Source organism: Streptomyces sp. NBC_00457 (genome assembly GCF_036014015.1).
Lineage (GTDB): Bacteria > Actinomycetota > Actinomycetes > Streptomycetales > Streptomycetaceae > Streptomyces.
This window is the reverse complement of the sequence record NZ_CP107905.1, coordinates 5,974,776-5,999,751: the sequence shown is the minus strand read 5'-3', so window position 1 is coordinate 5,999,751 and position 24,976 is coordinate 5,974,776. Positions and strand designations below refer to the sequence as shown.

Sequence of the window (24,976 nt, the reverse complement as noted above, 5' to 3'; positions counted from 1 at the left end):
GTAACGCAGGTCACACAGCTCACACATCCAGGAGCGTGATGTCGAGGTCGGCGGCGCGGGCGGGGTCGGTCGTGATGTCGATCGCGGTGATCCGGTCGTGTGCGACCGTGAAGCTGAGCGCCCGCACCGGGCGGCCGTCCACGAGGACGACGATGCCGACGTTGCCGCCGATCAGGGCGGGGCGGGTGATCAGGGCGGGCTGTGCCAGGGCGGCCTGCGAGTAACGGGACGCCGAGGAAGCGACCGCCACGGCACCCGAGTTCACGCCGACCTCGGACCGCGCCACGACATCCGGGTCCAGCACCTCCACCAGCGCGTCGAAGTCGCCGTCCCGCGCGGCGGCCAGGAAGGCGTCGACGACCCGCCGCTGCCGTACCAGATCGGTGTCCGGGGCCTCTGCGCCTTGCACCCGCCGCCGGGCGCGACTGGCCAGCTGCCGGGCCGCGGTCGGCGTCCGCCCCACGATCGTGGCCACCTCGTCGAACGGCACCGCGAACAGGTCGTGCAGCACGAACGCCAGCCGCTCCGCGGGCGACAGCGTCTCCAGTACGACCAGCAGCGCGACGCCCACCGAGTCCGCGAGCAGCGCGTCCTGCTCCGGGTCCGGTGCCGTGTCCGCGGGGACGGGCGGGCCGGAGTCCAGTGGCTGTTCGGCGCGGGACTTCCGGGTGCGGAGCATGTCGAGGCAGACCCGGCCCACCACCGTCGTGAGCCAGCCCCGGAGATTGTCGACCCGACTGGTGTCCGACCGGCTCAGCCGCAGCCACGCCTCCTGCACCGCGTCCTCCGCCTCCGCCCGCGAGCCGAGCATGCGGTACGCGACCGCCCGGAGGTGACTCCGGTGCGACTCGAACCGCTCGGCGAGAAACTCGGTGCTGTGCGGCGCGTCGGTCATGGTCGGGGTCCCCTCGTACGGATCGCGGTCGGTCGACACGAACATGACGGAGGGGGTGGGGGAAACGTGACACGGGGAGGGGGAGCTGGTGTGTCACGCCGACCGGCTCGGGACCGGGAGAGCGGCCGACCGGCTCAGGACCGGCCGTGGGCGCCGACGGCTCGGGACCGGCCGGGCGGCTGACCGGCTCGGGACGGGAGAGCGGCCGACCCGGCTCGGGACCGGCCATGCGGCCCGTCGGCTCAGGACCAGTCCCGCCCCGATCGTCCCCGCTTCGTGTCCGACCGTGCCTTCTTCTGCCGCAGCCGCCGCTCGTTGATCCCGCGGGGGATGCGCGTCGGCCGCCGCGGCTTGGGCGGCGGCGCGGTGGCCTCGGCGAGAAGCGCCGCGAGGCGTACGGCCGCGGTCTCGCGGTTGCGCCACTGGGACCGGTGCTCGGAGGACCGTACGGTGATGACCCCGTCGACGAGCCGGGCGGCCAGCCGCTCCAGGGCCCGCTGCTTCCACACCTCGGGCAGCGCCTCGGTCTTCGCCAGGTCGAAGCGCAACTCCACCTGCGAGTCACTCGTGTTGACGTGCTGCCCGCCCGGACCCGAGGACCGCGAGAAACGCCACATGAGCTCGGCCTCGGGAAGCGAGACGGAGCCGCGAATGGGATAGGGACCGGACATGGCTCCATGGTCGCCGCTCTGTCCGGTCCACGTCACCCGAATATCCGGAGCGTTCCGGCCATCCCAGGTAAAGAAAGTAAAGCCACCTGGAACCTCGCGTACGCTCCCGGCGTTGGTAGGGGTAGCTGTAGCGTTCTTGCCGTACGTAAACGAGGGAAGGGACTCCCAACAATGGCTGTAAGCCTGTCCAAGGGTGGCAACGTCTCGCTCACCAAGGAGGCTCCGGGCCTGACCGCCGTCACCGTGGGCCTCGGCTGGGACGTCCGCACCACCACCGGCACGGACTTCGACCTCGACGCCTCGGCGATCGCGGTCAACCCGCAGGGCAAGGTGTATTCCGACGCCCACTTCATCTTCTTCAACAACAAGCAGACGCCGGACAACACCATCGTCCACACCGGCGACAACCGCACGGGCGAGGGCGCGGGCGACGACGAGGCGATCAAGGTCAACCTGGCGGCCCTCCCGGCCGACATCGAGAAGATCGTCTTCCCGGTGTCCATCTACGACGCCGAGAACCGCACGCAGAACTTCGGCCAGGTGCGCAACGCCTACATCCGCATCCTCAACGAGGCCGGCGGCGCCGAGATCGCCCGCTACGACCTCTCGGAGGACGCGGCCACCGAGACGGCCATGGTCTTCGGCGAGCTCTACCGCAACGGCGCGGAGTGGAAGTTCCGCGCCGTCGGCCAGGGCTACGCCTCGGGCCTGGTCGGCATCGCCCAGGACTTCGGCGTGAACGTCTGACGGACGCCCTGTCTTACGGAGCCCCCGGCCTTTCGAGGCCGGGGGCTCCGTCGTCGGCGCGTACGGCGCCCCTCAGCCGAACCGACACTCAGCCCGACCGACCCTCAGCCGACCGACACTCAGCCCGACCCACCCTCAGCCGACCTCGTCGAGGATCTCGCGCAGCTTGCGCGCGAAGGCCTCGGGCTGCCCGGCGTAGCCGAACTCGCCGCCGAGGAAGCCGCCGTGGTGGCTGGGGAACACCGTCGCCTGCTGACCGAGCAGCTCGGCCGTCGCAACCGAGGTGCGTCCGGTGAAGGTGTCCTCGGACTCCTCGCCCACGGCGATCACGATCCGCGTCGGCGCCGCGGTGAGCGCGTCGACGTCGGGCCGGTAACTGCTGACCGCCCAGGACCGGTCGGACAGCAGCGGATCGTCACGAGTGCCGTCATCCTCGGCCGGCATCCCGAAGGCAGCGGGATCCGGCGCGGGCTGGGCGAAGTAGTCGTCGGTGAACTCGCCCTGCCACGACGTCATCACGATGAAGGCCGCCATGCCGGCACCCCAGCCCTTCTCCTGGTACACATCCCGGAAGCCGGCCCGGGCGCGCTCGGCCGCCTTGGCGTCGGGGAGCACCTCAATGAGCGGCGGCTCGTGCGCCACCAGGGTGGTCACGTCCTCGGGGTAGGCCGCCACCAGGGCGAGCGCGGTCACCGCACCGCCGCTGCTCGCGAACATCTCGACCGGGCCCGCGCCGAGCGCCTCGATGACGGCGTGCACATCGGCGGCCTGGATCTGGGGTACGTGGTCGACGCGGCCGTCCCTGCGGGTGCTGCGGCCGAGACCACGCGGGTCGTAAGTGATCACGGTGCGGTCGGGAAAGTGCGACGCCAGCACACCGAACCCGCTGGCGTCCATCGGCTGGCCGATCATGAACAGCGGTGGACGTCCGCCGACGGGCGGCAGCGGTCCGTGGACGTCGTACGCGAGGTCGACCTCGGGAGTCTTGAGCATCTGCGTAGCCATAACCGTGTAGACCCGGTCCGCACCGAGAACTCATCGCCGCCAAGTCCCGCGGCGCTCATACGATGGTCCGGTGCCTGACACGGTCGTACTACACGCTGACGCGACACCGTCGCTGCCCGCCCTCGTGCTGCGCCCCTGGTGCGTCGACGACGTCCCCGCCCTGGTCGAGGCGGGCCGGGATCGCGCCCTGCGGCACTGGACGAGTCTCGCCGTGGAGAACGAGGCCGACGCGCTGAGGTGGGTGCGAGGTCAGGAGCAGGGCTGGGCAGCCGGTGACCAGTTCGGCTTCGCCGTGCTGGAGACGCAACCCGGAGCAGATCAGCGGCAGTTGGCCGGGCATGTGGTGCTCAAGGACGTGGCTGTTGGGAAGCCGTCGGCCGAGGTGGGCTACTGGACCGCGGCGCACGCTCGTGGACGCGGAGTGGCGCCCCGGGCGCTGGAAGCCGTCACCGGGTGGGCGTTCGGGCACCTGGGTACCGACCACCTCGTACGTCTGGAGCTCCTGCACCAGGTGGACAACCTGGCCTCGTGCCGGGTGGCGCACAAGAGCGGCTACGACTTCGACCGGCTGCTGCCCGCCGCGCCGCCGGCCTTCCCGCTCGACGGTCATCTGCACTCACGGGGCAGGGGCGACTGAGAGGCGTTGCAGGCAGTGGCGGTACAGCTGCCAGGCCACGTAGGACATGACCGGGATCACGACGGTGGGCACGAGCCACCAGGGCAGGCCGAGCCACAGGCTGAGGAAGCCCGCGCCGGCGCAGAGGACGCCCAGGGTGATGAGCAGCCACTTGCCGTACGGGCGCCAGGTGAAGGGCTCGGGATCGCGGGGCCGGGTCAGCCGTACCGCGCCGAATCCGAGCGCCACGGCCGCCAGGAGGCCTGCGAACGTGCCGATGGCGGCTGTCATCTGGGCCTCGTCGCGAGGCGCGTCGGCGGTGTTCTGCCGGGCGTCGCCCTTGGTGATCGTCATGATGTCGCCGCGCCAGACGGTGCCCGTGATCCGTTCGCCCGGCCGAAGCCGCTCCAGCACCGGCCCTGGATCACCGAAGGCCACTTCGTGGTTCCAGAACGGAGCGGCGTACAGGATCGCGGTGTAGGAGACCCGCCTTCCGCGGCTGTCGATCTCCGTGTCTTTCACGGTGAAGGTGACCGTACGCAGACAGTCCTCCGCCCGCTGCGTCGCCGCCCGGTCAGGGCACTGCTCGGCCGCCCCGTAGTCCCGGTGGCGCCCGACGTCGGAGGGCAGCCAGACGGCGAAGGCGAGGTAGCAGAACAACGCCGGGATCAGCGAGGCGACGATCAGCGCCCCGCCCTTGCCCGTCCCGTTGATCGTGTCCGTACGCGTTGTTGTCACGAGGCCAAAGCTTCTCTGGCCGGAAGGCGGAAGGCAACGGGCTCAGTGGGCAACCCTCCGCGCTTCTCCTTTCCGTGTTCCGGCAATCGCCGCCGCGGCTCACCCCACCCGCGGGAACTTCGCCTGCAAGGTCCAGATCGCCGGGTTCTCCGCCAGGTCGTCGTGCAGATCGCACAGGTCGGCGATCAGGTCCTGGAGGAAATCGCGGGCCTCGCGCCGCAGCTCGGCGTGGGAGAAGCTCAGGGGTGGCTCCTCCGCCGGCATCCAGTCGGCCTCGATGTCCACCCACCCGAAGCGGCGCTCGAAGAGCAGACGGTCGGTGGACTCGGTGAAGTCGAGTTCCGCCCGCTGGGGGCGGGAGGCCCGGGAGCCGGCCGGATCCCGGTCGATGCGCTCGACGATGTCGCACAGCGCCCACGCGAAGTCGAGCACGGGCACCCATCCCCAGGCTGTGGACAACTCCCGGTCCGCCTTGGTGTCGGCGAGATAGACGTCCCCGCAGAACAGATCGTGCCGCAGCGCCCGGACGTCCGCGCGCCGGTAGTCGGTCTGGGGCGGATCGGGGAAACGGGTGGAAAGGGCGTAGCCGATGTCGAGCACGTACGCGATGGTGTCACGGCCCGCCTAGGATCCTTGACGTGTCCCGATCCGTACCCGTTGTCCCGACCTGCGCACTTGCCCTGCTCGCCCTCGCGTCGACCGCGTGCGGCGGCGGAGTCGTCGGCACCCCCGGCGGCTCGGGCCTCGGCGACCCGTACTTCCCGAAGGCGGGCAACGACGGCTACGACGTCACGCACTACGGCCTGACCCTCGGCTACGTCCCCGAGACGCAGCACCTCACCGGCACCGCCGAGATCACGGCGACGGCCACCCAGGACCTCTCCGCCTTCAACCTCGATTTCGAGGGCCTGGACATCGAATCGCTCACCGTGGACACCGAGCCCGCCCGCTGGAACCGCACCGGCCAGGAACTGACCGTCCGCCCGCGCCACGACCTGGACGACCAGGACACCTTCCGCATCACCGTCCGCTACTCCGGCACCCCCGAGACGATCACCGACCCGGACGGCTCGGAGGAGGGCTGGCTGCCCACCGAGGACGGCGCCCTGGCCCTCGGCGAACCGACGGGCTCCATGGCCTGGTTCCCCGGCAATCACCACCCGTCCGACAAGGCGGCGTACGACATCGAAGTCACCGTGCCGAAAGGGCTGCACGCCGTCTCCAACGGGGAACTGACCGACGAGACGACCAGGGACGGCCGTACGACCTTCACCTGGCACACCGCCGAGCCCGTGCCGAGCCACGCCGCCACGCTCGCCGTCGGCCGCTACGACATCAGCCGCACCACCGTCGCGGACGCCCTGCCGGCGTACACGGCCGTGGACCCCCGCCAGACCAAGGCGAGCCGGGAGGTGCTGGGGCGGCTGCCCGAGATCATGGAGTGGGCCGAGGACACCTTCGGCCCGTACCCGTTCTCCTCCACCGGGGCGATCATCGAGCGCGAGGACGACATCGGCTACGCCCTGGAGACCCAGAACCGGCCCGTCTTCCCCGGCGCCCCCGACACGGAACTCCTCGTCCACGAACTCGCCCACCAGTGGTACGGCGACTCCGTCTCCCCCAAGACCTGGCGGGACATGTGGCTCAACGAGGGCTTCGCGACCTACGCAGAGTGGCTGTGGCAGGAGGACCACGACGGCGAATCCGCCCAGCAGATCTTCGACCAGCTCTACGCCGGCGACTACTACGACGACCCCGAGGACAACGAGGCGATCTGGGCCTTCCCGCCCGGCAAGCCGACCGACGCCGCGCACATCTCCGACCCCCCTGTCTATGTACGCGGCGCGATGGTCCTCCACAAGATCCGGGAGACGGTCGGCGACGACACGTTCTACGAGATCATCCAGGGTTGGGCCGCCACTCACCGCCACGGCAACGCGGACACCGACGACTTCACGGCGTACGTCGAGCGGCGGGCCCCGGGTCAGGACTTCACGCCGGTCTGGGAGGAGTGGCTGTACGGCGAGGGCAGGCCGGACCAGCCCTGACGTCATACGATGGGAATCTCCCGTAAACAGTGACAAAAGGGTGCGGAGGGGTGCTGCACGTGCGATCCATCTGGAACGGCGCCATCTCGTTCGGCCTGGTCAGCATCCCGATCAAGCTGGTGAACGCCACCGAGAGCCACTCGATCTCCTTCCGCCAGATCCATACGGAGGACGGCGGCCGTATCCGCTACCGCAAGGTCTGCGAACTGGAGGACCGCGAGGTCACGCAAGGGGAGATCGGCAAGGCGTACGAGGACGCGGACGGCTCGCTCATCCCGATCACCGACGAGGACCTGTCCCACCTTCCGCTGCCCACCGCCAAGACGATCGAGATCGTGGCGTTCGTGCCGAACGACCGGATCGACCCGCTCCAGATGGACGCCGCGTACTACCTCGCGGCGAGCGGCGCCCCGGCCGCCAAGCCCTACACGCTGCTGCGCGAGGCACTCAAACGGAGCAACAAGGTCGCCATCGCGAAATTCGCCCTGCGCGGGCGGGAGCGGCTGGGCATGCTGCGGGTGGTCGACGACGCGATCGCCATGCACGGGCTGCTGTGGCCGGACGAGGTCCGCGCCCCCGAGGGCGTCGCCCCGGACACCGGAGTCACGGTCCGCGACAAGGAGCTGGACCTCGCGGACGCCCTGATGGACACCCTCGGCGAGGTCGAGCTCGAGGACCTGCACGACGAGTACCGCGAGGCCGTCGAGGAGGTCATCGCCGCGAAGGCCGCCGGCGAGGCGCCGCCCGAGGCCCCCGAGCCCGCGAAGGGCGGCAAGGTCCTGGACCTCATGGCCGCCCTGGAGAAGAGCGTCCGGGACGCGAAGGAGTCCCGCGGCGAGACGGCGGAAGAGGAACCCGCCCAGGTCAAACGCCTCCCGTCCCGCAAGACCGCCCGCGCCGCTCCCAAACAGCCGGCCGGCAAGAAGTCGACAGCGGCCAAGAAGACGGCCGCGAAGAAGACAGCCTCCGCGAAGAAGACGACGGCCAAGTCGACGCAGGGCGCGAAGAAGTCCACGGCCTCGAAGAGCACGGCGAAGAAAACGCAGGCCAAGAAGACGACACCCCGAAAGCGCACGGCCTGAGCGGACCGGACGGCTTGAGGGACTACAACTCCTTGCGCAACACCGCACACGGACGAGCGAGCCGGCGGTCCTCGCGGCGGCCGATGATCTCGTAGCCCAGGGTCGTCCAGAAGGCGAGCGCCTTGGGGTTGTTGTCGAGGACGGCCAGACGTACGCCGCTACGGCCGCCGGTGCGGAAGCGGTCCTCGACGAGGGACGCCAACTGACGTCCATACCCCCGGCGTTGCGCCGACGCGTCCACCATCAGCAGGCCGATCCAGGGGTCCGGGTCCGCCGGGTCGGGATGGTGCGCCAGCGTGATCACCACCCCGACCAGCTTCCCCTCACTCCTCGCCAACAGCACCTCCACGTCCTGATTCGCCAACTCGTCCGCCACGGACGCCGCCACCTGCTCCGGACGGATGTCGTCGGGGTCTGGGAAGTCGCCGCTGAGCGCCTGGAACTCGTGGTTGGAGGCGTACAGGGCGGTGAGTTCGGTGAGGAGGGGGGCGGGGATGTCGTGGTCGGGGGTGAGCGGGAGGGGGGTGAGGATCACGGGCGCAGGGTATCGGCCGCCTCATTCCCCGAAGGGAATCGTCCGGGGAATCGGACGAGATCGCCCCTGTGCCGTCACCCCTCCACCCGGATCCCCAGCTCCCCCGCCAACGCCCCCGCCAGATCCAGCAGTTGACCCGTGCTGATCACCGCCCCCGACAGTTGGCCGATCCCCCGTGCGATGCCCAGCTCCGCCGCTTCCCTCAGGTCGACGTCCAGCAGCGTCGCCGAGGTGAAATCCGCCTCCTTGAGGACGCAGCCGGGGAATTCCACGCGCTCCAGGCGGGCGCCGCCGAAGTCGGGTTCGACCAGGACGCAGTTCTCGAAGACGACGTCTCTGAGGCGGGCGGCGCGCAGGTTCAGGTAGTCGATCTTGCCGCCGCGGATGACGACGCGTTCCAGGACGGCGCCGTGCAGTTGGGTTCCGCCGAGCCGGGCGTCCACTACTTCGACGTCGCGCAGGGTCGACTCCGCGAGGTTCGTGCCGACGCCGCGCGGGGCGGTGAGGACCGCGTCGAGGAAGCGGGCGTGGTGCAGCCGTGTCTCGTCCAGGGCGCAGCCCGTCAGCGCGCAGTCCATGAAACGGGCGCCCCCGCCGTCCTGCCCGGCGAGGTCGGACTCCCGGAAGTCCAGCCCGTCGTAATCCCCGTCCGGCTCCAACTCCCCGTCCCCGAACGGCTCCAGCGCCGGCAACCGCACCTCCGGCCGCCGCGCCCCCTTCACGGCCCCAGCCTTCTTCGCCACGCCCTGCCTCCCGTCACTCACGCACCACACCGCACCGTCCGTACCGCGCCCGTATCACCCCCCATGCTGCACCCGGCCACTGACAATCCTCCCTGACCTGCAAAAACCCCACCCCAGCAGCCTGCCATGTCACATTCCGGCCCCCTCCGACCGTCGTACTCCCAGAAAGGCGACCCAACCAGAGGGAGACCCCCAGCCATGCACCGCATCACCGTCATCGGCGGCGGCTTCGCCGGACTCACCGCGGCCATCACCGCCGCGGAGGCGGGCGCCAAGGTCACCGTGCACGAAGCGCATCACACCCTCGGCGGGAGAGCGCGGACCGCGGAGGGGCCGTACCGGACGAACGAAGGCCCGCACGCCCTCTACAGCGGCGGCCCGCACTGGGCCTGGCTCCGGCAGCGCGACCTGATCGGGCCGCTCGCGCCCATCCCGCCCCTGGAGGCGGCCCGGCTGCGGCTGAAGCACCACGGCGTGCTGCGCCGCACCCCACCGTTCGCGATGCTCAAGCTGCTCCGCCACAGCGCGCAACGGGCGCCTGTCGACGTCGACTTCATGACGTGGGCCGAGCGGGAGGCGGGTGAGGAGGGGGCTCGCGCCGCCGCGCACTACTCCGCCGTCGCGCTCTTCCATCACGACCCCGGCAGTCTGTCGGCCGCCTTCGTGCAGGAGCGGCTGCGGCGTGCCACGAAGCTGCCTCCGGAGGCGCACTATCCGCGCGGCGGCTGGGCCACGCTCATCGACCGGATGGCCTCGCGGGCGTGGAATATGGGTGTGCGGATGGAGACGCTGTCCCGCGTCGACACCCTGCCGACCGACACGCCCGTCGTCGTCGCGACCTCCCTCGACTCCGCTCGCCACCTGCTGAAGGACGACTCCCTGACGTGGACGAGCGGGCGTACGGCTCTGATCGACCTCGCGGTGCGGACCCGGCGCGGGGACGCCTTCGTCGTCTCCGACCTGGACTCCCCCGGCTGGCTGGAGCGGTTCACCGCGCAGGACCGTTCGCTGGCGCCGGCCGGTGAGCAGCTCATCCAGGGGCAGATCCCGATCGCTCCGCACGAGTCCCGGGCCGACGGCATCGCCCGTGCCGAGCGGCTGCTCGACATGGCCTTCGAGGGCTGGCGCGAGCGCGTCACCTGGCGGCGCGAGGCCGTGGCGAACGGCCGTACGGGCGCCGTCGACCTGCCCGGCACCAGCTGGCGCGACCGGCCGGCCGTCGACCGCGGGGCCGGCGTCTATCTCGCGGGCGACCAGGTCGCCGCGCCGGGCGTGCTGTCCGAGGTCTCCTTCAACAGCGCGCTCACCGCGGTGTCACTGGCCCTCGGCCGCCACAACACCCTTGACCTCAAGCAAGCTTGAGGTTGAAGAGTGGGCGCCATACCGAGCGATCGAATCGCCGTACGGGTCGATCACAGAGCGATCACACGAGGAGCGCGCCATGCACGCCATCCGCCTGCACACCTTCGGCCCGGCCGAGAACCTCACCTACGAAGAGGTCCCGGACCCGCTGCCTGGCCCGGGCCAGGTCCGTATCGCCGTGAAAGCGGCCGGAGTCCACCTCCTCGACACCGCCCTGCGCGAGGGCATGCGAGGGCCCGCGCCCGAAGCCTCGTCCCTGCCCACCATCCCCGGCCGCGAGGTCGCCGGTGTCATCGAGTCCCTCGGCGAGGGTGTCGCGGCGCTGTGGCTCGGCAAGCGCGTGGTCGCCCACCTCGGCTTCGCGCCCGGCGGCTACGCCGAACTGGCCGTCACCGATGTCGACCGCGTCCACGAGATCCCCGAGCGCCTGGACTTCGCGCAGGCCGTCGCCATGATCGGCACGGGCCGTACGACGATGGGAATCCTGCAGTTCACCGAGCTCGGCCCCGACTCGGTGGCCGTGATCCCCGCGGCGGCCGGCGGCATCGGCACCCTGCTCGTGCAGTACGCCCGGAACGCCGGCGCCACCGTGATCGGCCTCGCGGGCGGCCCGGAGAAGGCAGCCCGCGTGCAGGCGAACGGCGCCGACCTCGCCGTCGACTACAAGGACCCCGCCTGGCCGGACAAGGTCCGCGCCTACCTCGGGGGAGGATCCGCCACCGTCGTCTTCGACGGAGTCGGCGGCGACGTCGCCCGCGCGGCCGTCGACCTGCTCGGACCCGGCGGACAGCACATCGTCTTCGGCTGGTCCGGCGAGGGACTTCACGACGGCAGCCCGTACATCGTCGAAGGCGTGACCGAGCAGGTCCTCGGGCCCGTGATGATGCAGAAGGCGGGCGGCCCCAACCCCATACACACCCTCGAACTACGCGCCCTCACCGAGGCCGCCGAAGGCCGCCTCATCCCGGCCGTACACCGCTTCCCGCTCGCCGAGGCCATCGCCGCGCACCGCGCGCTGGAGAACCGCGGGACCACCGGGAAGGTCGTACTGGAGCCATGAGCGGGAGGAAATCCGTCGCAGCTGTGTGGGCATGAACGCCGAGGGGCGGCCACGGAGAACCCGGGCCGCCCCCTCATGCCACCGCGTCAGCTCACTTGACGACCGCCTTCGTCGCCTTGCTCACCGCAGACCCGTCCTTGTGACCCGTGCGGTGCGCGATCACCTTCACGGTGATCTTCTTGCCCTTCTGGGCCGACTTCAGCACCAGCGTGGACTTGGTGGCCCCGCTGATCACCTTGCCGTTCGCGTACCACTGATACGAGTAGGAGGTCGGGCTGAGATTCCACGTTCCCTTGGACGTCTTCAGCGTCTTGCCGACCTTCGCCGTCCCGCTGATCACCGGCAGCTTGGTCGCCTTGGGCGCGTCCCCCTTGGCGACGGTCACCGCCCCCGAGGTCGCCGTCCCGCTCTGCCAGCCGCTCCTGACCGCCGTGACGGTCACGGTCAGCTTCTTGGCGACCACCGAGGAGGCGATGGTGTACGTCTTCGCCGTCGCCCCGGATATCGCCTGGCCGTTCGCCTTCCACTGGTACGTGTACGACGTCGGAGCCGCCGACCAACTTCCCGGATCCGCCGTGACCTTGGCGCCCACCTTGGCCGTGCCGGTCACCTTGGGGGCGCCCGTGTTGGTCAGCTGGGGCTCGGTCACCGTGAAGGTGCCGCGCGGGTACTCGCAGCACGTGGTGAACACGCTGACGTTCCAGTCGCCGGCCGCCGCGCCGGTCAGGTCGACGGTCGCCGTCACCGACCGGTTGTCGGCAGCCACCGAGTCGGCGGTGGCGGTGATCGTCTTACCGCTGCGAGTGAGCCTGACCTTGGTGTTCGCGCCGAGCGCGGTACCGGTCACCGTGAGCTTGACCTTGCTCTCGCCGACCCCGGTCGTGGGGCTCAGACCGGTGACGCTCACCCTGTCCGGCCCGCACAGCGTCGAAACGCAGGCCAGCTTGGCGCTGTAGGAGGTGGCGGACGCCGTCTCCGGCAGGCCGAGCACGAACAACGAGGGCGCGGCTCCGCTGGTGCCGCCCCCGGCCGAGCACGCGTAGCCGGAACTCGTCCAGGAACAGCCGTTGTTCCACTTCGCGTTGTAGAGCGCGGGCACCGCCGTCGCGGTAGCGCCCGTGGTGTCCGTGATCTCGGCGTCGAAGCGGTCGAACCCGGCCGTCGGCAGCACCGCGCACACCGCGCTGTGCTGCTCGTCGAGCGTGCCGGTGACCGGCCCGTAGCCGTAGGACACCGACGGGACCTTGGTGCACTCCGGCGCCGGACCGGCCGCGGTCGCGACGCGCAGGGCGTCCAGGCGGTACGCGGGCGCCGCCTTCAAGGTGGCCGGGGTCTGCACGAGAACCTGGTGGGTGGTGGAACCGGTCACCGCGCAGGAGCGGTTGCGGTAGGAGCACTCGGAACTGCCGTCACCGCCGAACACGGCGATGTTGGCGGTGCCCAGGGCGTCCCGGACGTCCATGTGCAGGACGTCGGTGGCCGCGTCGGTGGTGACCTGGTGGCAGTTCACGGTGCCGGGCTCGCCGTACGCGGCGCCGAGGGACGGGCCGCCGACCTTGCCCACGGCGGTCGTCGCGCAGCCCGCCGAGGAGGCGCTCGCGGTCACGTCACGCCGGGCGAGGGTGTACGTGGCGGCCAGGTCCCGGCCGGTGACCAGCACGGTGTGGGCCTGGCCCGGGGTCAGCGAGCAGACGGTCCAGCCGTTGGTGGTGGCCGTACGGTCGCAGACCTTCTTGCCCGTGGCGTCCAGCACGGAGAACTTCGCCGGTACGCCGCCGGAGGCGCCGATCAGCTGGAAGAGCTCCGCCCCCGTGTGGGCGTCCGCGGGAATGGTCAGGCACTGGGAGAAGACACCGTCACCGGTGCCGAAGGCGGCCTCGGCCCCGTCGGCGGTGAAGCTGCCGGCGGGCAGGACCGGGCAGTCGTTCGCCGCGTCGGTGCGGTGGAAGGCGATCGTGTACGGGCCGGTGGCGTCCTCGCCGACGTTGTCGGTGTGCACCAGCGCCCGGTAGGGGGCCGTGCCGGTCAGCGCGCAGTTCCCGTCGGCCAGTTCCGTACCGCTGCACTGCACGGTGCCGTCCCGGTCGACGACCTCCACCTCGGCATCCACACCGGATGCGGCGATCGGGGTGAGCGCGGCGATCCGCGCGCCCTGCGGGGCGTCCAGCGTCAGGCAGTCGTACTGCCCCACCGTGCTCAGCTCACCCCGGTACACGCCGGTCTCAGTGGCCACGCATCCGGCGTCGGAGGCGCGGTCGAGGACGACCAGGTCGTCGCTGTTGTAATCGGGGTAGTCGAAGAGGGGCCTGCCGAGAACCGCGGTGTAGGTGCCTGCGGCAGGCAGCCGGCACGGGTCGGTCTGCTGGCAGGCGATCTTCCCGACCGCGTCGTAGACGAGGACGGGGCCCGCGGAGTACTCGTCGACCTCGTGGACCAGGTACCGGCCGGCCTTGCCGACGGTGAAGGTGAAGCAGGGGTTGGTCTGGAAGTCGAGGCCCTCAGCAGGTCCGAAGGGACGCACGGGCGCGGCCCGGCAGCCCTGCGGGTCGGACAGCGAGCGCACCCTGACCGCGTACCCGGCGGGGAAGCCGTTCTCCGAGTCGGTCACCTTGGAGATCACCCGGTAGGGGCCCTCTCCGGGCAGCACACAGCTGAGGGTGCTCTCGTCGTCAGCCGTGATGCGCGGGCAGATGCGGGCCCCGGTCGAGTCGGTGATCCACGCGACGATGCCGCCGTAGACCTCCGTGGCCCGGTCGAGCAGGACGCGCTCTCCCGGCTCGCCCTCGAAGGCCTGGCAGTCGATCTCCAGCGGGCCCACCGAGGTCCGGCCGGGCGTCGACACGTCCCAGGCGGTGCTGACCGGGTCGTAGCAGCCCTCGGTGGCCGAGCTCAGCGGGACGACGGTGAACTCGGCGTCCGTCAGGTCCGACCAGCCGCTGTTGGCGATCTTGAGGGTGTAGTCGCCGGACGCGGGCACGTCGCAGCGGCCGCCCTCGGAGAACTGCTCGTCGTAACAGTCGACTTCGGTGCCGTCCGCGGCGAAGAGCTGCGCGTTCGGGCTGTCGCCGTAACCGTCGGACAGCAGGTAGCGGCCGGCCGCCGGGGCCGACATGGTGAAGCAGACACTTTCCCCGACCGGGATGGTCGCCTTGTTGACGGCGTCCCCCGGGTCACCGAACGGCGCGAGCACGAGCGGCGCGCAGTCCCCGTCAGCGGCAGCAGCGGGGCTCACCGCTGTCAGGGTCAGAAGTGAAGCGAGCAGCGAGACGAGTGCGGCGAAGACGGCCGGGACGACAGCTGCCCGCCCCCGTCTCGCCGATCGCCGGAAACCGGCGTCGGACAAGGATCCCCCCTGGATCAGTGGTCGTTGGGGCGATAGTGGCACACGCGACTGACAATGCCTCCCTGAGTTTCCCGGGGGCGCCAGAAACCGTTATCTACGCGGCAGAAACCGTTATCGGCAGAACCGCTGCTCCCTCAGTGCCGCCCCACTCGCTGCCCAGCCGCGCAGCCCGCGGGCAGCCGAAGCCGCGCAGCCTGCGGGCATTCGTGCCGCCTAGGGCGGCACGGGTGGGCGCAGGCGGCACCCCGTCAGCGCCGGGCTGCGCGACCCACCCCCGCCCAGCCCCCACGCACGGTCACCGCCCCGCAACCCGCCCCGCACGCCTCCGCCCGCTCACCGCCCCGCAACCCGATCCGCCCACCGAGCCAGCCGCGACGTCTCCCCGCTCCGCATCATCGCCTCCCGCCGATCCGCCGCCCGATACGTCGCGTACATCCCCTGCACCCCCAGCCAACGCAACGGCTCCGGCTCCCACTTGCGCACCTTGTGTCCGACCCACGGCAGATCGGTGAGCTCGGTCCGCCCGCCCTGCCCCGAGTCCTGCTGCACCAGATCCCGCAGTGTCCGCGCCGCGAGATTCGCGGTGGCGACGCCCGAACCGACGTAACCGCCCGCCCAGCCGATCCCCGTCGACCGGTCCAGCGTGACGCCGGCGCACCAGTCGCGCGGCACGCCCAGCACCCCCGACCAGGCATGCTCGATCCGCACTCCGGCCAGCGACGGGAAGAACCGCACGAGGATGTCCCGCAGCGCCTCGATGGTCGTCTCCTGCGTCCGCCCGTCGTTGTCGGTCCGCGATCCGAACCGGTACGGCACCCCACGCCCGCCCAGCGCGATCCGCCCGTCGGCAGTGCGCTGCGCGTACATATAGGCGTGCGCCATGTCGCCCAGCGTCTCCCGCCCGTCCCAGCCGACCGACGCCCACTGCTCGTCGGTGAGCGGCACGGTCGCGATCATCGACGAATTCATCGGCAGCCAGGTCCGCTTCTGACCCTTGAGGCCGGCCGTGAACCCCTCGGTGCAGCGCAGCAGATACGGCGCCCGGACCGTCCCGTACGGCGTCACCGCGTGCTTCGGCCGGATCTCCGTCACCGGCGTCCGCTCGTACACGCTCACCCCGAGCGCCTCGACGGCCGCCGCCAGCCCCTTCACCAGCTTGACCGGATGCACCCGCGCCCCATGGGGCGTCCAGCTCGACCCGACGGCATCCATCACCCGGATCCGCTCGGCGGTCTCGCGGGCGCCGTACAGCTCGCGGTCCTTCTCGCCGTACGACAGCTCGCGCTCGTGGAATGCCTTCAGCCGCGCCAACTGGGCTGGCCCGAGGGCGACTTCGAGGACCCCGCCGCGATGAATGTCCGCGTCGATCCCTTCCGCCGCGGCGACCTCGACGACCTCGCTCACGGTGTCGTTCATGGCCCGCTGCAGTCGTACGGCGCCCTCGTGGCCGTGCAGTTTCGCGTACCGGTCGCGCCCCGCGATCCCGTTGTACAGCCACCCGCCGTTCCGCCCCGAGGCCCCGTACCCGCAGAACTTCTGCTCCAGGACGGTGATACGCAGGAACGGCGCCGCCTTCTTCAAGTAGTACGCCGTCCACAGTCCCGTATAACCGCCGCCGACGATCACGACATCCGCCGACGCGTCACCGGCGAGCGGCTCCCGCACCGCCGGGAGTCCGTCGTCCGCGTACCAGAAGGAGATACCGCCGTTTGTGGCACCGCTCGCCGAGCTGCTCATGGCGAGGACATTAATTCGCGTGAGCCGGTTCCCCCACGCCAGTACGGTCACAAGGTGGTCGACATTCCGCAGGAGCTCGCCGCGTCACAGCAGATGTACAACGGGGAAGCTGGCCGCGCCTTCATCGCCGGACTCCCCGACCTGACGGCCGCCTTCCTGGCCCGCTGGCAGCTGACGGTCGACGGCCGGCCGATGCACGGGGTCGGTGCCCTGGTCGTGCCCGTCGTCCGCGCGGACGGCACGGCAGCCGTCCTGAAGCTGCAACTCCTCGACGAGGAGAGCGAGGGCGAACCGGTCGCGCTGCGCATCTGGGACGGCGACGGGGCGGTACGGCTCCTCGACCACGACCCGGCCACCGGCACGATGCTCCTCGAACGCCTCGACGAGAACCGCATGCTGTCGCACCTCGACGACACCCGCGAGGCCGTGCTGATCATCGCCCGGCTGCTGGCCCACCTGACGTCCGTCCCCGCACCGCACGGCATGCGCCGGCTCGGCGACATCGCGCAGGCCATGCTGGGCCAGACCCCCTGGGCGCTCCAGCGGATCCCCGACCCGGAGGCCCGCCGCCTGGTCGCCGACTGCGCAGCCGCCGTACGCGAGGTCGTGGACGAGCCCGGCGACCGCCTCCTCCACTGGGACCTGCACGACGAGAACGTCCTCGCCTCCGACCGCGCCCCCTGGCTCGCGATCGACCCCAAACCACTGTCCGGCGACCCCGGCTTCGAACTGTGGCCCGCCCTCGACAACCGCTTCGACGCCGACGACATCGTCTGGCGCTTCGACGCGATGACGGACGTCCTCGGCCTGGACCGGGCACGCGCGCGTGCGTGGACCCTGGGCAGGCTGCTCCAGAACGCCCTCTGGGACATCGAGGACGAACGCCCGCTGGAAGAACGGCAGTTGGAAATCGCCAGGCGCCTGCGGAACCACCCTGGCTAACCTCGCCCCATGATTCGCCCCGCGGCACCCGCCGACATCCCCGTCATCCACACCCTGATCCGCGAACTCGCCGAGTACGAGAAGGCCCCGCACGAGGCCAGGGCCACGGAACAGCAGCTCCACGACGCCCTGTTCGGCGACCATCCCGCCGCCCACGCCCACATCGCCGCCGATGACACGACCGGCGCACCGGTGGGCTTCGCCCTCTGGTTCCTCAACTTCTCCACCTGGCGCGGCGTCCACGGCATCTACCTGGAAGACCTCTACGTCCGCCCCACCGCCCGCGGCGCCGGCCACGGCAAGGCCCTGCTCACCGAACTGGCCCACCTGTGCGTGACCCGCGGCTACGGCCGCCTGGAATGGTCCGTCCTCGACTGGAACCGCCCCGCGATCAACTTCTACGAGTCCCTGGGCGCCCGCCCCCAGGACGAGTGGACGGTGTACCGACTGACGGACGAGGCCCTGACGAAGCTGGGCACGGCCTGACCGGCAGATCCCCCGATCGCGGCATCCCGCTACGCAGCGTCCTGACACCGCTACACGCCACGAACCTCGTGGCTTGGAGAAACGCGCTCTGTGTACAGTGGTGCCGCCTTCGCGTACGGCATCGTTGTACGCGATGCCTCCTTAGCTCAGATGGCCAGAGCGGGTCACTTGTAATGATCAGGTCGTCGGTTCGAGTCCGACAGGGGGCTCCATGAAGATGGACAACCAGCCCGCAGGGCTCGAGACCTCGTAGCCTCGGCCACAGGCCCTGCGGGCCGGCCGCCGCAAGGCCGGTGAGCCCCTGGACTCGTCGGCGTCGAAGCGGTTGTCGAGGGCAGGCCACGGGACCCTCTCCCGAGTGCCGCCCCCGGACCCCCGGCCACCGGCACCACGACGACATGGATGGCCGCTCAGAGGGGTCTGGCAGCATCGGGCCCATGGACTACTGGCCCTACCCGCCGGCTGAGGCGGACCGTCTCGATCCCTTCGACAGCGAGCGCACCGAGACGCAGTACATCCTCTTGCGGCCACCGGCCCACATCGGCGTTCACGGATCCCGCCTGGTTCGGCCACCGCGATCTGCACCTGTACATCCCGTGGGGCTACAAGATCCTGCGGATGGCACAGAAGGTGGCCGTCCACCGCCACGGTGACCTCGTACGGGAATGGCCGGTCCTGCACCGCGACTCTCGCGTCGACCCGGTGAACCCGCCCGCCGGCGAGACGCTGTACCTGGACAACTGGCGGCGCGGCGTCTGCGGATACCGGATCCTGACGTCGCCGACCGAGATGACCGCCGCCGAGGACGCGTACGACTACGCCGCCGCGACGGAGATGGCCCGCGCCGCCTCGCGCGCCGAGGGCCGCGCACTGGTGGTGTACATGTACGACGCCGTGGACTGGCACTGAGTACGGGCGACGTCGCCGTCGCCGCACAGGCCCGTGTCACGCTCAGGCAGCCAGGAACTCCCGGGCCGCCGCCGCCCCCGCCGCGGCGTCCCAGCCGCCCTTCCCGATCACGGCCGTCACATGCGCCTCCGTCACGGCGCCGTCTGCCGCGATGAGTGCGTCGATGGCGTCCGTACGAGGCGCCGCCCCGCCGAGTCCCGGCGCGTCCTGGGTGAACTCGACGACGCTCTTGTGGGTGCGGTCGGCATTCAGGGCGGGCAGGCCGACGCTGAGGAAACCGTCCGTGAGGTCGTACTCGGCGCGCTGCCACCGGGTGCCGTCGAAGCCGTAGACAAAGCCCACGTACTCGTCCGTCGCCATCACCTGTGACACCACCGGCCGCCACCAGTCGGGCGCCCCCGCGAGCAGGTCGGTCTCGTCCTCGCCGAAATACTCCGCGGCGGGGCCGTAGTACGTCTCCGAATACTCATGGTCGTTGCCCAGCATGACGGCGCGGCCCTCGCCGACGTGGTGCAGGTCCACCCAGTTGCCGCCGCCGTCGTCGAAGTGCCAGACGGAGCCGCGCGCGTAGCACCCGTCTGCCCACCCTCTGGCCGCCAACAGCGCGGCGAATGCCGCCCAGCGGCCCCGCATCCGTGCCGGCGCGGGCAGGTCGAGCGTCACAAGCCCCATGGTGGAGTCCACCTCTCTCTCCAAGTCTGCCGTCGTCCCGGGAACGGTTCGGCCACGCCCATTCAAGCGCGCACCTCTGACAGTCGCCCTCGGTCCACTGCCGGGTCAGCTTTCGGCCGGGCTGGTCGAGGCCGCGTAATCGGCGGGTGTCCGGCCGTAGTGCTTTTTGAAGGCGCGGATGAAGTGGCTGCTGTCGGCGAAGTGCCAGTGGGCGGCGAGTTCGGAGACGGTCAGCCGCCGACCGGACGGGGCGGAGAGGGCGAGGCGGGCTTCTTCCAGCCGCCGCTCGCGGATGTAGGCGGCCACGGACTCTCCCGAGGCGGCGAACGCCCGCTGCAACGTACGTAGGGAGACGTTGAGTTGGCTCGCCAGCATCGCCGGAGACAGTTCGGGATCGGCGAGATGGCTGTCGGCGAGGTCCTTCGCGGCCTGGGCGAGCGCGGGAGCCAACCGGGGCTCCGCATCGTCGAACTGCCCCTGCACCACCGCCTTGGCCAGCTCGATCAGGGCGCTGTGGGCGGCGTGCACACCGGCCGGGCCGAGGTCGGCGATGTTCTCGTGGACCATGTTCGTGTGGGCCACCAGCAGACGCACCTCGGCCGAGTCCGCCGGCCCGGTGATGATCCGGTCCCCGAGAAGGGGGCTGAGCCTTGCGGCGGGCAGAGCGAGGATCTTCGTCGTCGTGTGCGGCGTCGTCTCGAACGCGTAGGGCCGTACGAAGTGCCGGAGGCGGAACTGCCCGGCCGAAACCGTGTGTCGGCCAGGATCGGGCGGGTCGTCCAATGTCCATCTGCCGCGCCGCACCACGTGCATCACCACCGCATCGTGATCGTCACCCGGGGTGCCCGCGAGGGCCGACACACTGCGGACATCGGCGATGGCCACGTCACGCACCTTGGCGGCGCGGCCCTTGACGCGGAGGTCACCGATCGTGGCCGGACTGAAGCTCGGCAGTTGGAAGACATCGCCGATCTGCGTCTCCCATACGTCCCGTAAGGCGTCGAACCCGCGCGCCCCGACGCCCGCGCTGGTGGAGTCCAGTAAGAACGCCCCGCGCGACCGCTCGGCCTTTGGTGCAGCGTTGTTCATCGTCTACCTCCATGCACCCCGACAACGTTGTCCCGTGGCGCGGATGTTCCGTCCTGATGCCGCTGTGGTTCAAGGTCGTGCCGCGCCGACCTTTCTAAGCTTCGTCGGAAGGAGCAAACCCCGGGAGGTTCCGGGTGCTTCACGCACATGAGGACAAAGAGGAGAGCGCGCTGATGAACCCGCCGATGCCGAAGCCGGTAGACGTCATGTTGCAGATGACGGGAGGCTTTCAGGTCTCCCAGGCCGTCTACGTCGTGGCCAAGCTGGACCTGCCGACGATGCTGGACGAGGCCGGGGGCCCGCTGACGGTGAGCGAACTGGCGGAGAAGTCCGGCGCGCAGGCCGAGCCCCTGCGCCGTCTGCTGCGCACGCTCGCCTCGATGGGGGTGTTCGTCCTCGACGGCGATCGAGTGTCCCTGACGCCCATCGGCGCGACGCTGTCCCGCAACGCCGCCGACTCGGTGCACGCGGTGACGCTCATGTGGATGGAGACCCACTACGCACCGTTCAGCGATCTGCTCCACACGCTCAGAACGGGCGAGCCCGCCTCGGACCACTACCTCGGCAAGCCCTTCTTCGACTGGCTGACCGAAGACCCGGCCCGAACGCAGCAGTTCAGCGAAGCGATGGCCGCGGTCACCAACGGTTTCCGCACCGGCATGTTCGACGACTACGCACTGCCCGCCGGTGAGCTCGTCGCCGACCTCGGGGGAGCCGACGGCACCGTCCTGGCCGAACTCATCAAGGATCTGCCCGACCGCCGGGGGATCGTCTTCGACCTCCCCGCGATGACGCCGGCGGCGCGGTCCAACATCGCCGCCCGGGGGCTCGACGGCCGGGTCGAGGTCGTCGCCGGTGACTTCTTCGACAGCGTGCCGTTCGCGGACATCTACGTACTCAGCTACATCCTTCACGACTGGGACGACGCCGCCGCCGTCCGCCTGCTCCAGTCAGTGGCCAAGGCCGGTGGGCCGGATGCCCGGGTGCTGATCTTCGAGACCGTGATGCCGGACGGCGACGAGCCGCACATGGCCAAGGCGATCGACCTCACCATGCTCGCCATGGGCACCGGTAAGGAACGCACCCGGGCGGAGTACGAGGCGCTGCTGAACGCCGCCGGCATCAGCATCGACAGGGTCGTGCCGACGTCGACTCCCTACTCGATCATCGAGGCGACGATCAGCTGAACACGAGCGCAGCCAGGGCGCGGCGGCCCTGGCTGACGGAACTCCGGGCGGTCAGCACGTCACCACGGGACGACCCCGTCGGCACCGAGAAACTGGCCGGTCGGCCCGTCCGGGCCGAGGAGAGCAACCTTGGCGACGATCGCGGCCGCTTGGGCCGGCGGCTGGCCCACCTGACCGCCCATCATGTCGGTCGCCGTCAGACCGGGGTCGACGCAGTTGATCCGCATAGCCGGATATGCCTTGGCGTACTGGACGGTGAACATGTTCAGGGCCGCCTTGGAAGCGCGGTACACATCCTGCGGGTAGGCGTTGAACTCGTCGTCCGGATCGGCCGATTTGGCCAACGAACCAATGCTGCTGGTCACGTTGACGACCGCCGGCCGCGCCGACTCCGCCAGGAGGGGCAGAAAGGCCGTCGTGACGCGTACGGCACCGAAGACATTCGTGTCGAAAACCTGGTGCACGAGGTCGGACGTGAGGTCCCCGATGTGCGTCGGCGGCTCCAGCAGGCCCGCGTTGTTGACCAGTACGTCGAGTCGGCCGATGGTCGCGGCGGCGGCTCGTGCGGAGGCGTCGTCGGTGACGTCGAGCGATACGAATCGCCCGCCCAACTCGCCGGCGGCGCGCTCGCCTCGGGCCTTGTCCCGACAGCCCATCCATACGGTGTGACCCTCGGCAATAAGTGCTCGGGCGGTCTCGTAGCCGATTCCCCGATTGGCGCCGGTGATGAGGATTGTTGACATGGCATTCCCCTGAACTGTGAACCCGGTGGTCAGACGGCCTCGAGTTCCATGGCGTGGTAGCCACCGCCGACGGGGTAGGTCCTGCCGCGGCGCCAGCCGGTGGCGGCGAAGAGCGCGTCGAACTCGTCCAGGTCTCGTTCGATGCCGCCCGTCACGCACAGCATGGTCACGTCCGCGATGGTGGCGAAGTCGGGCTTGCCGATCTCGTTGTCGACGAGCATTTCCACGACCAGGGCGCGCCCGCCTTCGTGCGCCGCGGAACGGCAGTTGCGCAGGATCGTCGTACAGCGCTCGTCGTCCCAGTCGTGGAGCACGGTCTTGAGGAGGTAGAGATCCGCGCTGGGCACCTCGAGGAAGAAGTCGCCCGGCACACCGGCGAAACGGTCGGACAGGCCCCGCCGTTCGGCCTGCCGGCTCGCATCCTCGATGGCGTGCCGCAGGTCGAGTACCTGGCCGTGCAGAGCGGGATTGGCCTCCATGAGTGCCAGTACGAGGTGTCCGTCCCCGCCACCGACGTCGACGGCGGTGGACAGGCCCTCGGTGTCGGCCTCGGCCAGGATGCCCTGGGTCACCATGCCGGCCAAGTCGCGCATGGAGTCGGCGAACAGCCGGGCCTCGTCGGCTTTCTCCGGCCGCGCGTAGTAGTCGAATACGTCCGCGCCCAATGCCTTCTTCGCCTGGCTCGCGCCCTGCCGCACCGCCTCGGGGAACAGGCTCCAGGGCTGCCAGTGCGACTCACCGGCCTGGATCAGCACCAAGGAGCGCAGGGAGCCCGGCACATCGGTACGCAGCATCTGGCCCCGCCCGGTCAGGCCGAAGCGCCCCGCCCCTTCGTAGCTGAGCACTCCAAGCGACGCGGCGGCGCGCATCAGACGGAAGGTGGATCGCTCATGGCTGCCCTCGCGCTCGGCCACCTCCTTCGCCGTGCGTGCTCCCTCGGCAAGGTGGTCGGCGATGTTGAGTTCGGCAACCGCGTGCAGTGTCTGCAGGATCGCCCCGCCGGCGATCATCTGCATCAGGCTCGCGACATCCGCCGCCGGGTCGCCGGCGGCCTCGTCCGTTGCGGGTGTCGTGGTCAGGTCGGTCATGGAAGTCGTACCTCGTGCCTCTCGTGTCGCAGAGGCCTGCAATTCTGTTCGGGTCGGTGTGGGGGGCGCTTGCAGATGAGCGACACATCAATGGGATTTCCGTGCCTTACGACCCTGTGAACTCCTGGCCGATCTTCAGACCTTCGTCAATTAAGCCCGCGTCAAGCCCTATTGAGCCGACTCGCCACAGCACAAGATCCCTCGCACACCCTTATATCCCCGTCGGGACACGGGATATCACCGGTGTGGAATAGCGTAGATCGCTACTGCTAGTGTTCGTTCAGTCACAGTAGGCAATCAGCCTCGACGTACATGTAGTGAAAGACCGAGGGTTCCATGCGCAAGCTTCAGCAGGTCATGATCGTCGCGGCGGCGGCCGGCAGCCTGACCGCCGTCGGTGCCGGTGCGGGTGCCACTGCCGCCTACGCCGACGGTGGCGGCCACGGCCACAAGTCCGACCGGCCGCACGTGTCCCACAAGCAGGCCCCCACCCGGGCGCAGGTGTCCGTCACCGACCTCTACCGGCCGTACCAGGAGTGCAGCCCGCAGACGGTGGCCGAGGGCGACCTCCCGATCGGCCTGCTCGGTCTCGCCGAGACCTTCGACACCACCTGCGGCCAGTTCAACAACGCCTTCACTGACTGAGGTCGGCGGCACAGTCGTGCGCGACGCCCTCACGGGCCCCGAAGCACCAGTGCCGTCAGCAGGCCGGCCCTTCACTTCGTAAGCGAATTGGACCCCAGCGCCCGGACATCGGCCGGACGCCGGGGTCCGCCTCTCCGACACCCCAGGACCCGGCGCGGCCGGTTCGCGGCGCACGACGCCCGGGGCACCCCTCACCAAGGAGACGCAACACATGTTCAACGGAAAGAAGATCGCGGCCGTCTCGGGGATTCTCGGCGGCCTCGCCATGACCTTCGTCGGCGTCACCCAGGCCCACGCGGCAGGAGGCCCGGGCGTCTGCGCACTCGACGCCGAGGGCAACATCGTCTGCACCCAGCGGATCGTGGGTCAGACGCCCGAGGGTGACGGGTTCACCATCCGTCGGAGCGTGAACTGCCAGCCGACGCAGCCCCTGACCCTGCCCGCTCCCGGCCTGCTGAACAACGGGCAGACACGGATCGGGCCGCACATCACCTGTGCCGACCCGACGTCCGAGGCGCCGGCCGTCGACACCAGCAGCGACAACCGCACGCCGCTGCAACGCCTGCTGGGCGGCTGACGCCCCGTCAGCCTCCTCAACTCCCCTACGGCGGATGGCCGGACCAGGTCGACCTG

At 70.3% G+C, this 24,976-nt stretch carries 25 protein-coding genes and 1 tRNA gene; 13 read left to right on the top strand and 13 right to left on the bottom strand.

Annotation, left to right across the window (positions count from 1 at the left end):
• Nucleotides 1-19: 19 nt before the first annotated feature.
• A complete protein-coding gene (locus OG828_RS27410; RefSeq protein WP_328504947.1) occupies nucleotides 20-895 on the bottom strand; it encodes a sigma-70 family RNA polymerase sigma factor in 876 nt (291 codons plus the stop codon).
• 242 nt (nucleotides 896-1,137) lie between these two features.
• Nucleotides 1,138-1,566 carry an alternative ribosome rescue aminoacyl-tRNA hydrolase ArfB gene (gene arfB / locus OG828_RS27405; protein ID WP_328362334.1) on the bottom strand — a complete coding sequence of 143 codons (429 nt, stop codon included), beginning with the start codon at nucleotides 1,564-1,566 and terminating at the stop codon, nucleotides 1,138-1,140.
• Nucleotides 1,567-1,737: 171 nt separating this feature from the next.
• Here arfB and OG828_RS27400 point away from each other — a divergent pair, with 171 nt between their 5' ends.
• The gene (locus OG828_RS27400; protein WP_210577841.1) at nucleotides 1,738-2,313 is read left to right on the top strand and encodes a TerD family protein; all 576 of its coding nucleotides are present in this window, start codon (nucleotides 1,738-1,740) and stop codon (nucleotides 2,311-2,313) included.
• A gap of 135 nt (nucleotides 2,314-2,448) precedes the next feature.
• Here OG828_RS27400 and OG828_RS27395 read toward each other — a convergent pair whose 3' ends face one another.
• The gene (locus tag OG828_RS27395) at nucleotides 2,449-3,318 is read right to left on the bottom strand and encodes an alpha/beta fold hydrolase (protein ID WP_328502599.1); all 870 of its coding nucleotides are present in this window, start codon (nucleotides 3,316-3,318) and stop codon (nucleotides 2,449-2,451) included.
• Nucleotides 3,319-3,388: 70 nt separating this feature from the next.
• Here OG828_RS27395 and OG828_RS27390 point away from each other — a divergent pair, with 70 nt between their 5' ends.
• Entirely contained in the window at nucleotides 3,389-3,955 is a 567-nt protein-coding gene (locus OG828_RS27390) for a GNAT family N-acetyltransferase (protein WP_328440015.1), read from the top strand.
• On the opposite strand, the gene OG828_RS27385 is transcribed toward OG828_RS27390, so the two are convergent.
• On the bottom strand, nucleotides 3,935-4,672 hold the full coding sequence (locus OG828_RS27385) for a hypothetical protein (RefSeq protein ID WP_328502598.1): 738 nt from the start codon (nucleotides 4,670-4,672) through the stop codon (nucleotides 3,935-3,937). The genes OG828_RS27390 and OG828_RS27385 overlap by 21 nt on opposite strands.
• A gap of 99 nt (nucleotides 4,673-4,771) precedes the next feature.
• Nucleotides 4,772-5,272, bottom strand: a complete 501-nt coding sequence (locus OG828_RS27380) for a hypothetical protein (RefSeq protein WP_328362321.1) — start codon at nucleotides 5,270-5,272, stop codon at nucleotides 4,772-4,774.
• A gap of 38 nt (nucleotides 5,273-5,310) precedes the next feature.
• Between OG828_RS27380 and OG828_RS27375 the strand changes: the two genes are divergently transcribed.
• Nucleotides 5,311-6,720, top strand: coding sequence for a M1 family metallopeptidase (locus OG828_RS27375; protein ID WP_328502597.1), 1,410 nt, complete (start codon nucleotides 5,311-5,313; stop codon nucleotides 6,718-6,720).
• A gap of 59 nt (nucleotides 6,721-6,779) precedes the next feature.
• Nucleotides 6,780-7,802, top strand: coding sequence for a non-homologous end joining protein Ku (gene ku, locus OG828_RS27370; RefSeq protein WP_443060189.1), 1,023 nt, complete (start codon nucleotides 6,780-6,782; stop codon nucleotides 7,800-7,802).
• A gap of 22 nt (nucleotides 7,803-7,824) precedes the next feature.
• Here the strand turns inward: ku and OG828_RS27365 are convergent, their stop codons facing one another.
• Together OG828_RS27365 and OG828_RS27360 are read right to left on the bottom strand one after the other, a co-directional pair.
• On the bottom strand, nucleotides 7,825-8,337 hold the full coding sequence (locus OG828_RS27365; RefSeq protein ID WP_328502596.1) for a GNAT family N-acetyltransferase: 513 nt from the start codon (nucleotides 8,335-8,337) through the stop codon (nucleotides 7,825-7,827).
• A 74-nt stretch (nucleotides 8,338-8,411) separates the two neighbouring features.
• Nucleotides 8,412-9,059, bottom strand: coding sequence for a pentapeptide repeat-containing protein (locus tag OG828_RS27360; protein WP_328504946.1), 648 nt, complete (start codon nucleotides 9,057-9,059; stop codon nucleotides 8,412-8,414).
• Nucleotides 9,060-9,278: 219 nt separating this feature from the next.
• On the opposite strand from OG828_RS27360, the gene OG828_RS27355 reads away from it, so the two are divergent.
• A complete protein-coding gene (locus OG828_RS27355) occupies nucleotides 9,279-10,442 on the top strand; it encodes an NAD(P)-binding protein (protein WP_328502595.1) in 1,164 nt (387 codons plus the stop codon).
• 79 nt (nucleotides 10,443-10,521) lie between these two features.
• Nucleotides 10,522-11,502, top strand: coding sequence for a zinc-binding dehydrogenase (locus OG828_RS27350; protein ID WP_328502594.1), 981 nt, complete (start codon nucleotides 10,522-10,524; stop codon nucleotides 11,500-11,502).
• Nucleotides 11,503-11,593: 91 nt separating this feature from the next.
• Here the strand turns inward: OG828_RS27350 and OG828_RS27345 are convergent, their stop codons facing one another.
• On the bottom strand, nucleotides 11,594-14,734 hold the full coding sequence (locus tag OG828_RS27345; protein WP_328502593.1) for a Tat pathway signal protein: 3,141 nt from the start codon (nucleotides 14,732-14,734) through the stop codon (nucleotides 11,594-11,596).
• Between the two features lie 444 nt (nucleotides 14,735-15,178).
• Nucleotides 15,179-16,582, bottom strand: a complete 1,404-nt coding sequence (locus OG828_RS27340; RefSeq protein WP_328502592.1) for an NAD(P)/FAD-dependent oxidoreductase — start codon at nucleotides 16,580-16,582, stop codon at nucleotides 15,179-15,181.
• A 93-nt stretch (nucleotides 16,583-16,675) separates the two neighbouring features.
• Between OG828_RS27340 and OG828_RS27335 the strand changes: the two genes are divergently transcribed.
• The 4 genes from OG828_RS27335 (at nucleotide 16,676) to OG828_RS27320 (ending at nucleotide 18,919) form a co-directional block, all read left to right on the top strand.
• On the top strand, nucleotides 16,676-17,524 hold the full coding sequence (locus OG828_RS27335) for an aminoglycoside phosphotransferase family protein (protein WP_443062517.1): 849 nt from the start codon (nucleotides 16,676-16,678) through the stop codon (nucleotides 17,522-17,524).
• 9 nt (nucleotides 17,525-17,533) lie between these two features.
• Nucleotides 17,534-18,010 (top strand): GNAT family N-acetyltransferase, encoded by a 477-nt coding sequence (locus tag OG828_RS27330; RefSeq protein ID WP_328502590.1) that lies wholly within the window; start codon nucleotides 17,534-17,536, stop codon nucleotides 18,008-18,010.
• A gap of 135 nt (nucleotides 18,011-18,145) precedes the next feature.
• Nucleotides 18,146-18,222: transfer RNA gene (locus tag OG828_RS27325), tRNA-Thr, on the top strand.
• 406 nt (nucleotides 18,223-18,628) lie between these two features.
• Nucleotides 18,629-18,919: a hypothetical protein gene (locus OG828_RS27320; protein WP_328362291.1), complete on the top strand. Its 291-nt coding sequence runs from the start codon at nucleotides 18,629-18,631 to the stop codon at nucleotides 18,917-18,919.
• A 42-nt stretch (nucleotides 18,920-18,961) separates the two neighbouring features.
• Here the strand turns inward: OG828_RS27320 and OG828_RS27315 are convergent, their stop codons facing one another.
• Together OG828_RS27315 and OG828_RS27310 are read right to left on the bottom strand one after the other, a co-directional pair.
• Nucleotides 18,962-19,591 (bottom strand): proteophosphoglycan 5, encoded by a 630-nt coding sequence (locus tag OG828_RS27315; protein WP_328502589.1) that lies wholly within the window; start codon nucleotides 19,589-19,591, stop codon nucleotides 18,962-18,964.
• Between the two features lie 105 nt (nucleotides 19,592-19,696).
• A complete protein-coding gene (locus OG828_RS27310; protein ID WP_328502588.1) occupies nucleotides 19,697-20,680 on the bottom strand; it encodes a helix-turn-helix domain-containing protein in 984 nt (327 codons plus the stop codon).
• Between the two features lie 134 nt (nucleotides 20,681-20,814).
• Between OG828_RS27310 and OG828_RS27305 the strand changes: the two genes are divergently transcribed.
• Nucleotides 20,815-21,867: a methyltransferase gene (locus OG828_RS27305; protein ID WP_328502587.1), complete on the top strand. Its 1,053-nt coding sequence runs from the start codon at nucleotides 20,815-20,817 to the stop codon at nucleotides 21,865-21,867.
• 59 nt (nucleotides 21,868-21,926) lie between these two features.
• Here OG828_RS27305 and OG828_RS27300 read toward each other — a convergent pair whose 3' ends face one another.
• Together OG828_RS27300 and OG828_RS27295 are read right to left on the bottom strand one after the other, a co-directional pair.
• The gene (locus OG828_RS27300; RefSeq protein ID WP_328502586.1) at nucleotides 21,927-22,610 is read right to left on the bottom strand and encodes an SDR family NAD(P)-dependent oxidoreductase; all 684 of its coding nucleotides are present in this window, start codon (nucleotides 22,608-22,610) and stop codon (nucleotides 21,927-21,929) included.
• A gap of 29 nt (nucleotides 22,611-22,639) precedes the next feature.
• The gene (locus OG828_RS27295; protein WP_328502585.1) at nucleotides 22,640-23,698 is read right to left on the bottom strand and encodes a methyltransferase; all 1,059 of its coding nucleotides are present in this window, start codon (nucleotides 23,696-23,698) and stop codon (nucleotides 22,640-22,642) included.
• A gap of 336 nt (nucleotides 23,699-24,034) precedes the next feature.
• On the opposite strand from OG828_RS27295, the gene OG828_RS27290 reads away from it, so the two are divergent.
• Both OG828_RS27290 and OG828_RS27285 read left to right on the top strand, forming a co-directional pair.
• On the top strand, nucleotides 24,035-24,343 hold the full coding sequence (locus tag OG828_RS27290) for a hypothetical protein (protein ID WP_155058054.1): 309 nt from the start codon (nucleotides 24,035-24,037) through the stop codon (nucleotides 24,341-24,343).
• 211 nt (nucleotides 24,344-24,554) lie between these two features.
• Nucleotides 24,555-24,920, top strand: coding sequence for a hypothetical protein (locus tag OG828_RS27285; protein WP_328362273.1), 366 nt, complete (start codon nucleotides 24,555-24,557; stop codon nucleotides 24,918-24,920).
• Nucleotides 24,921-24,976 lie beyond the last annotated feature (56 nt).

Coding starts and splice junctions, on each gene's coding strand:
- OG828_RS27410 (WP_328504947.1), bottom strand. CDS start 895: ATGACCGACGCGCCGCACAGCACCGAGTTTCTCGCCGAGCGGTTCGAG.
- arfB (WP_328362334.1), bottom strand. CDS start 1,566: ATGTCCGGTCCCTATCCCATTCGCGGCTCCGTCTCGCTTCCCGAGGCC.
- OG828_RS27400 (WP_210577841.1), top strand. CDS start 1,738: ATGGCTGTAAGCCTGTCCAAGGGTGGCAACGTCTCGCTCACCAAGGAG.
- OG828_RS27395 (WP_328502599.1), bottom strand. CDS start 3,318: ATGGCTACGCAGATGCTCAAGACTCCCGAGGTCGACCTCGCGTACGAC.
- OG828_RS27355 (WP_328502595.1), top strand. CDS start 9,279: ATGCACCGCATCACCGTCATCGGCGGCGGCTTCGCCGGACTCACCGCG.
- OG828_RS27350 (WP_328502594.1), top strand. CDS start 10,522: ATGCACGCCATCCGCCTGCACACCTTCGGCCCGGCCGAGAACCTCACC.
- OG828_RS27340 (WP_328502592.1), bottom strand. CDS start 16,582: ATGAGCAGCTCGGCGAGCGGTGCCACAAACGGCGGTATCTCCTTCTGG.
- OG828_RS27335 (WP_443062517.1), top strand. CDS start 16,676: ATGTACAACGGGGAAGCTGGCCGCGCCTTCATCGCCGGACTCCCCGAC.
- OG828_RS27330 (WP_328502590.1), top strand. CDS start 17,534: ATGATTCGCCCCGCGGCACCCGCCGACATCCCCGTCATCCACACCCTG.
- OG828_RS27320 (WP_328362291.1), top strand. CDS start 18,629: ATGGCACAGAAGGTGGCCGTCCACCGCCACGGTGACCTCGTACGGGAA.
- OG828_RS27315 (WP_328502589.1), bottom strand. CDS start 19,591: ATGGGGCTTGTGACGCTCGACCTGCCCGCGCCGGCACGGATGCGGGGC.
- OG828_RS27310 (WP_328502588.1), bottom strand. CDS start 20,680: ATGAACAACGCTGCACCAAAGGCCGAGCGGTCGCGCGGGGCGTTCTTA.
- OG828_RS27300 (WP_328502586.1), bottom strand. CDS start 22,610: ATGTCAACAATCCTCATCACCGGCGCCAATCGGGGAATCGGCTACGAG.
- OG828_RS27295 (WP_328502585.1), bottom strand. CDS start 23,698: ATGACCGACCTGACCACGACACCCGCAACGGACGAGGCCGCCGGCGAC.
- OG828_RS27290 (WP_155058054.1), top strand. CDS start 24,035: ATGCGCAAGCTTCAGCAGGTCATGATCGTCGCGGCGGCGGCCGGCAGC.
- OG828_RS27285 (WP_328362273.1), top strand. CDS start 24,555: ATGTTCAACGGAAAGAAGATCGCGGCCGTCTCGGGGATTCTCGGCGGC.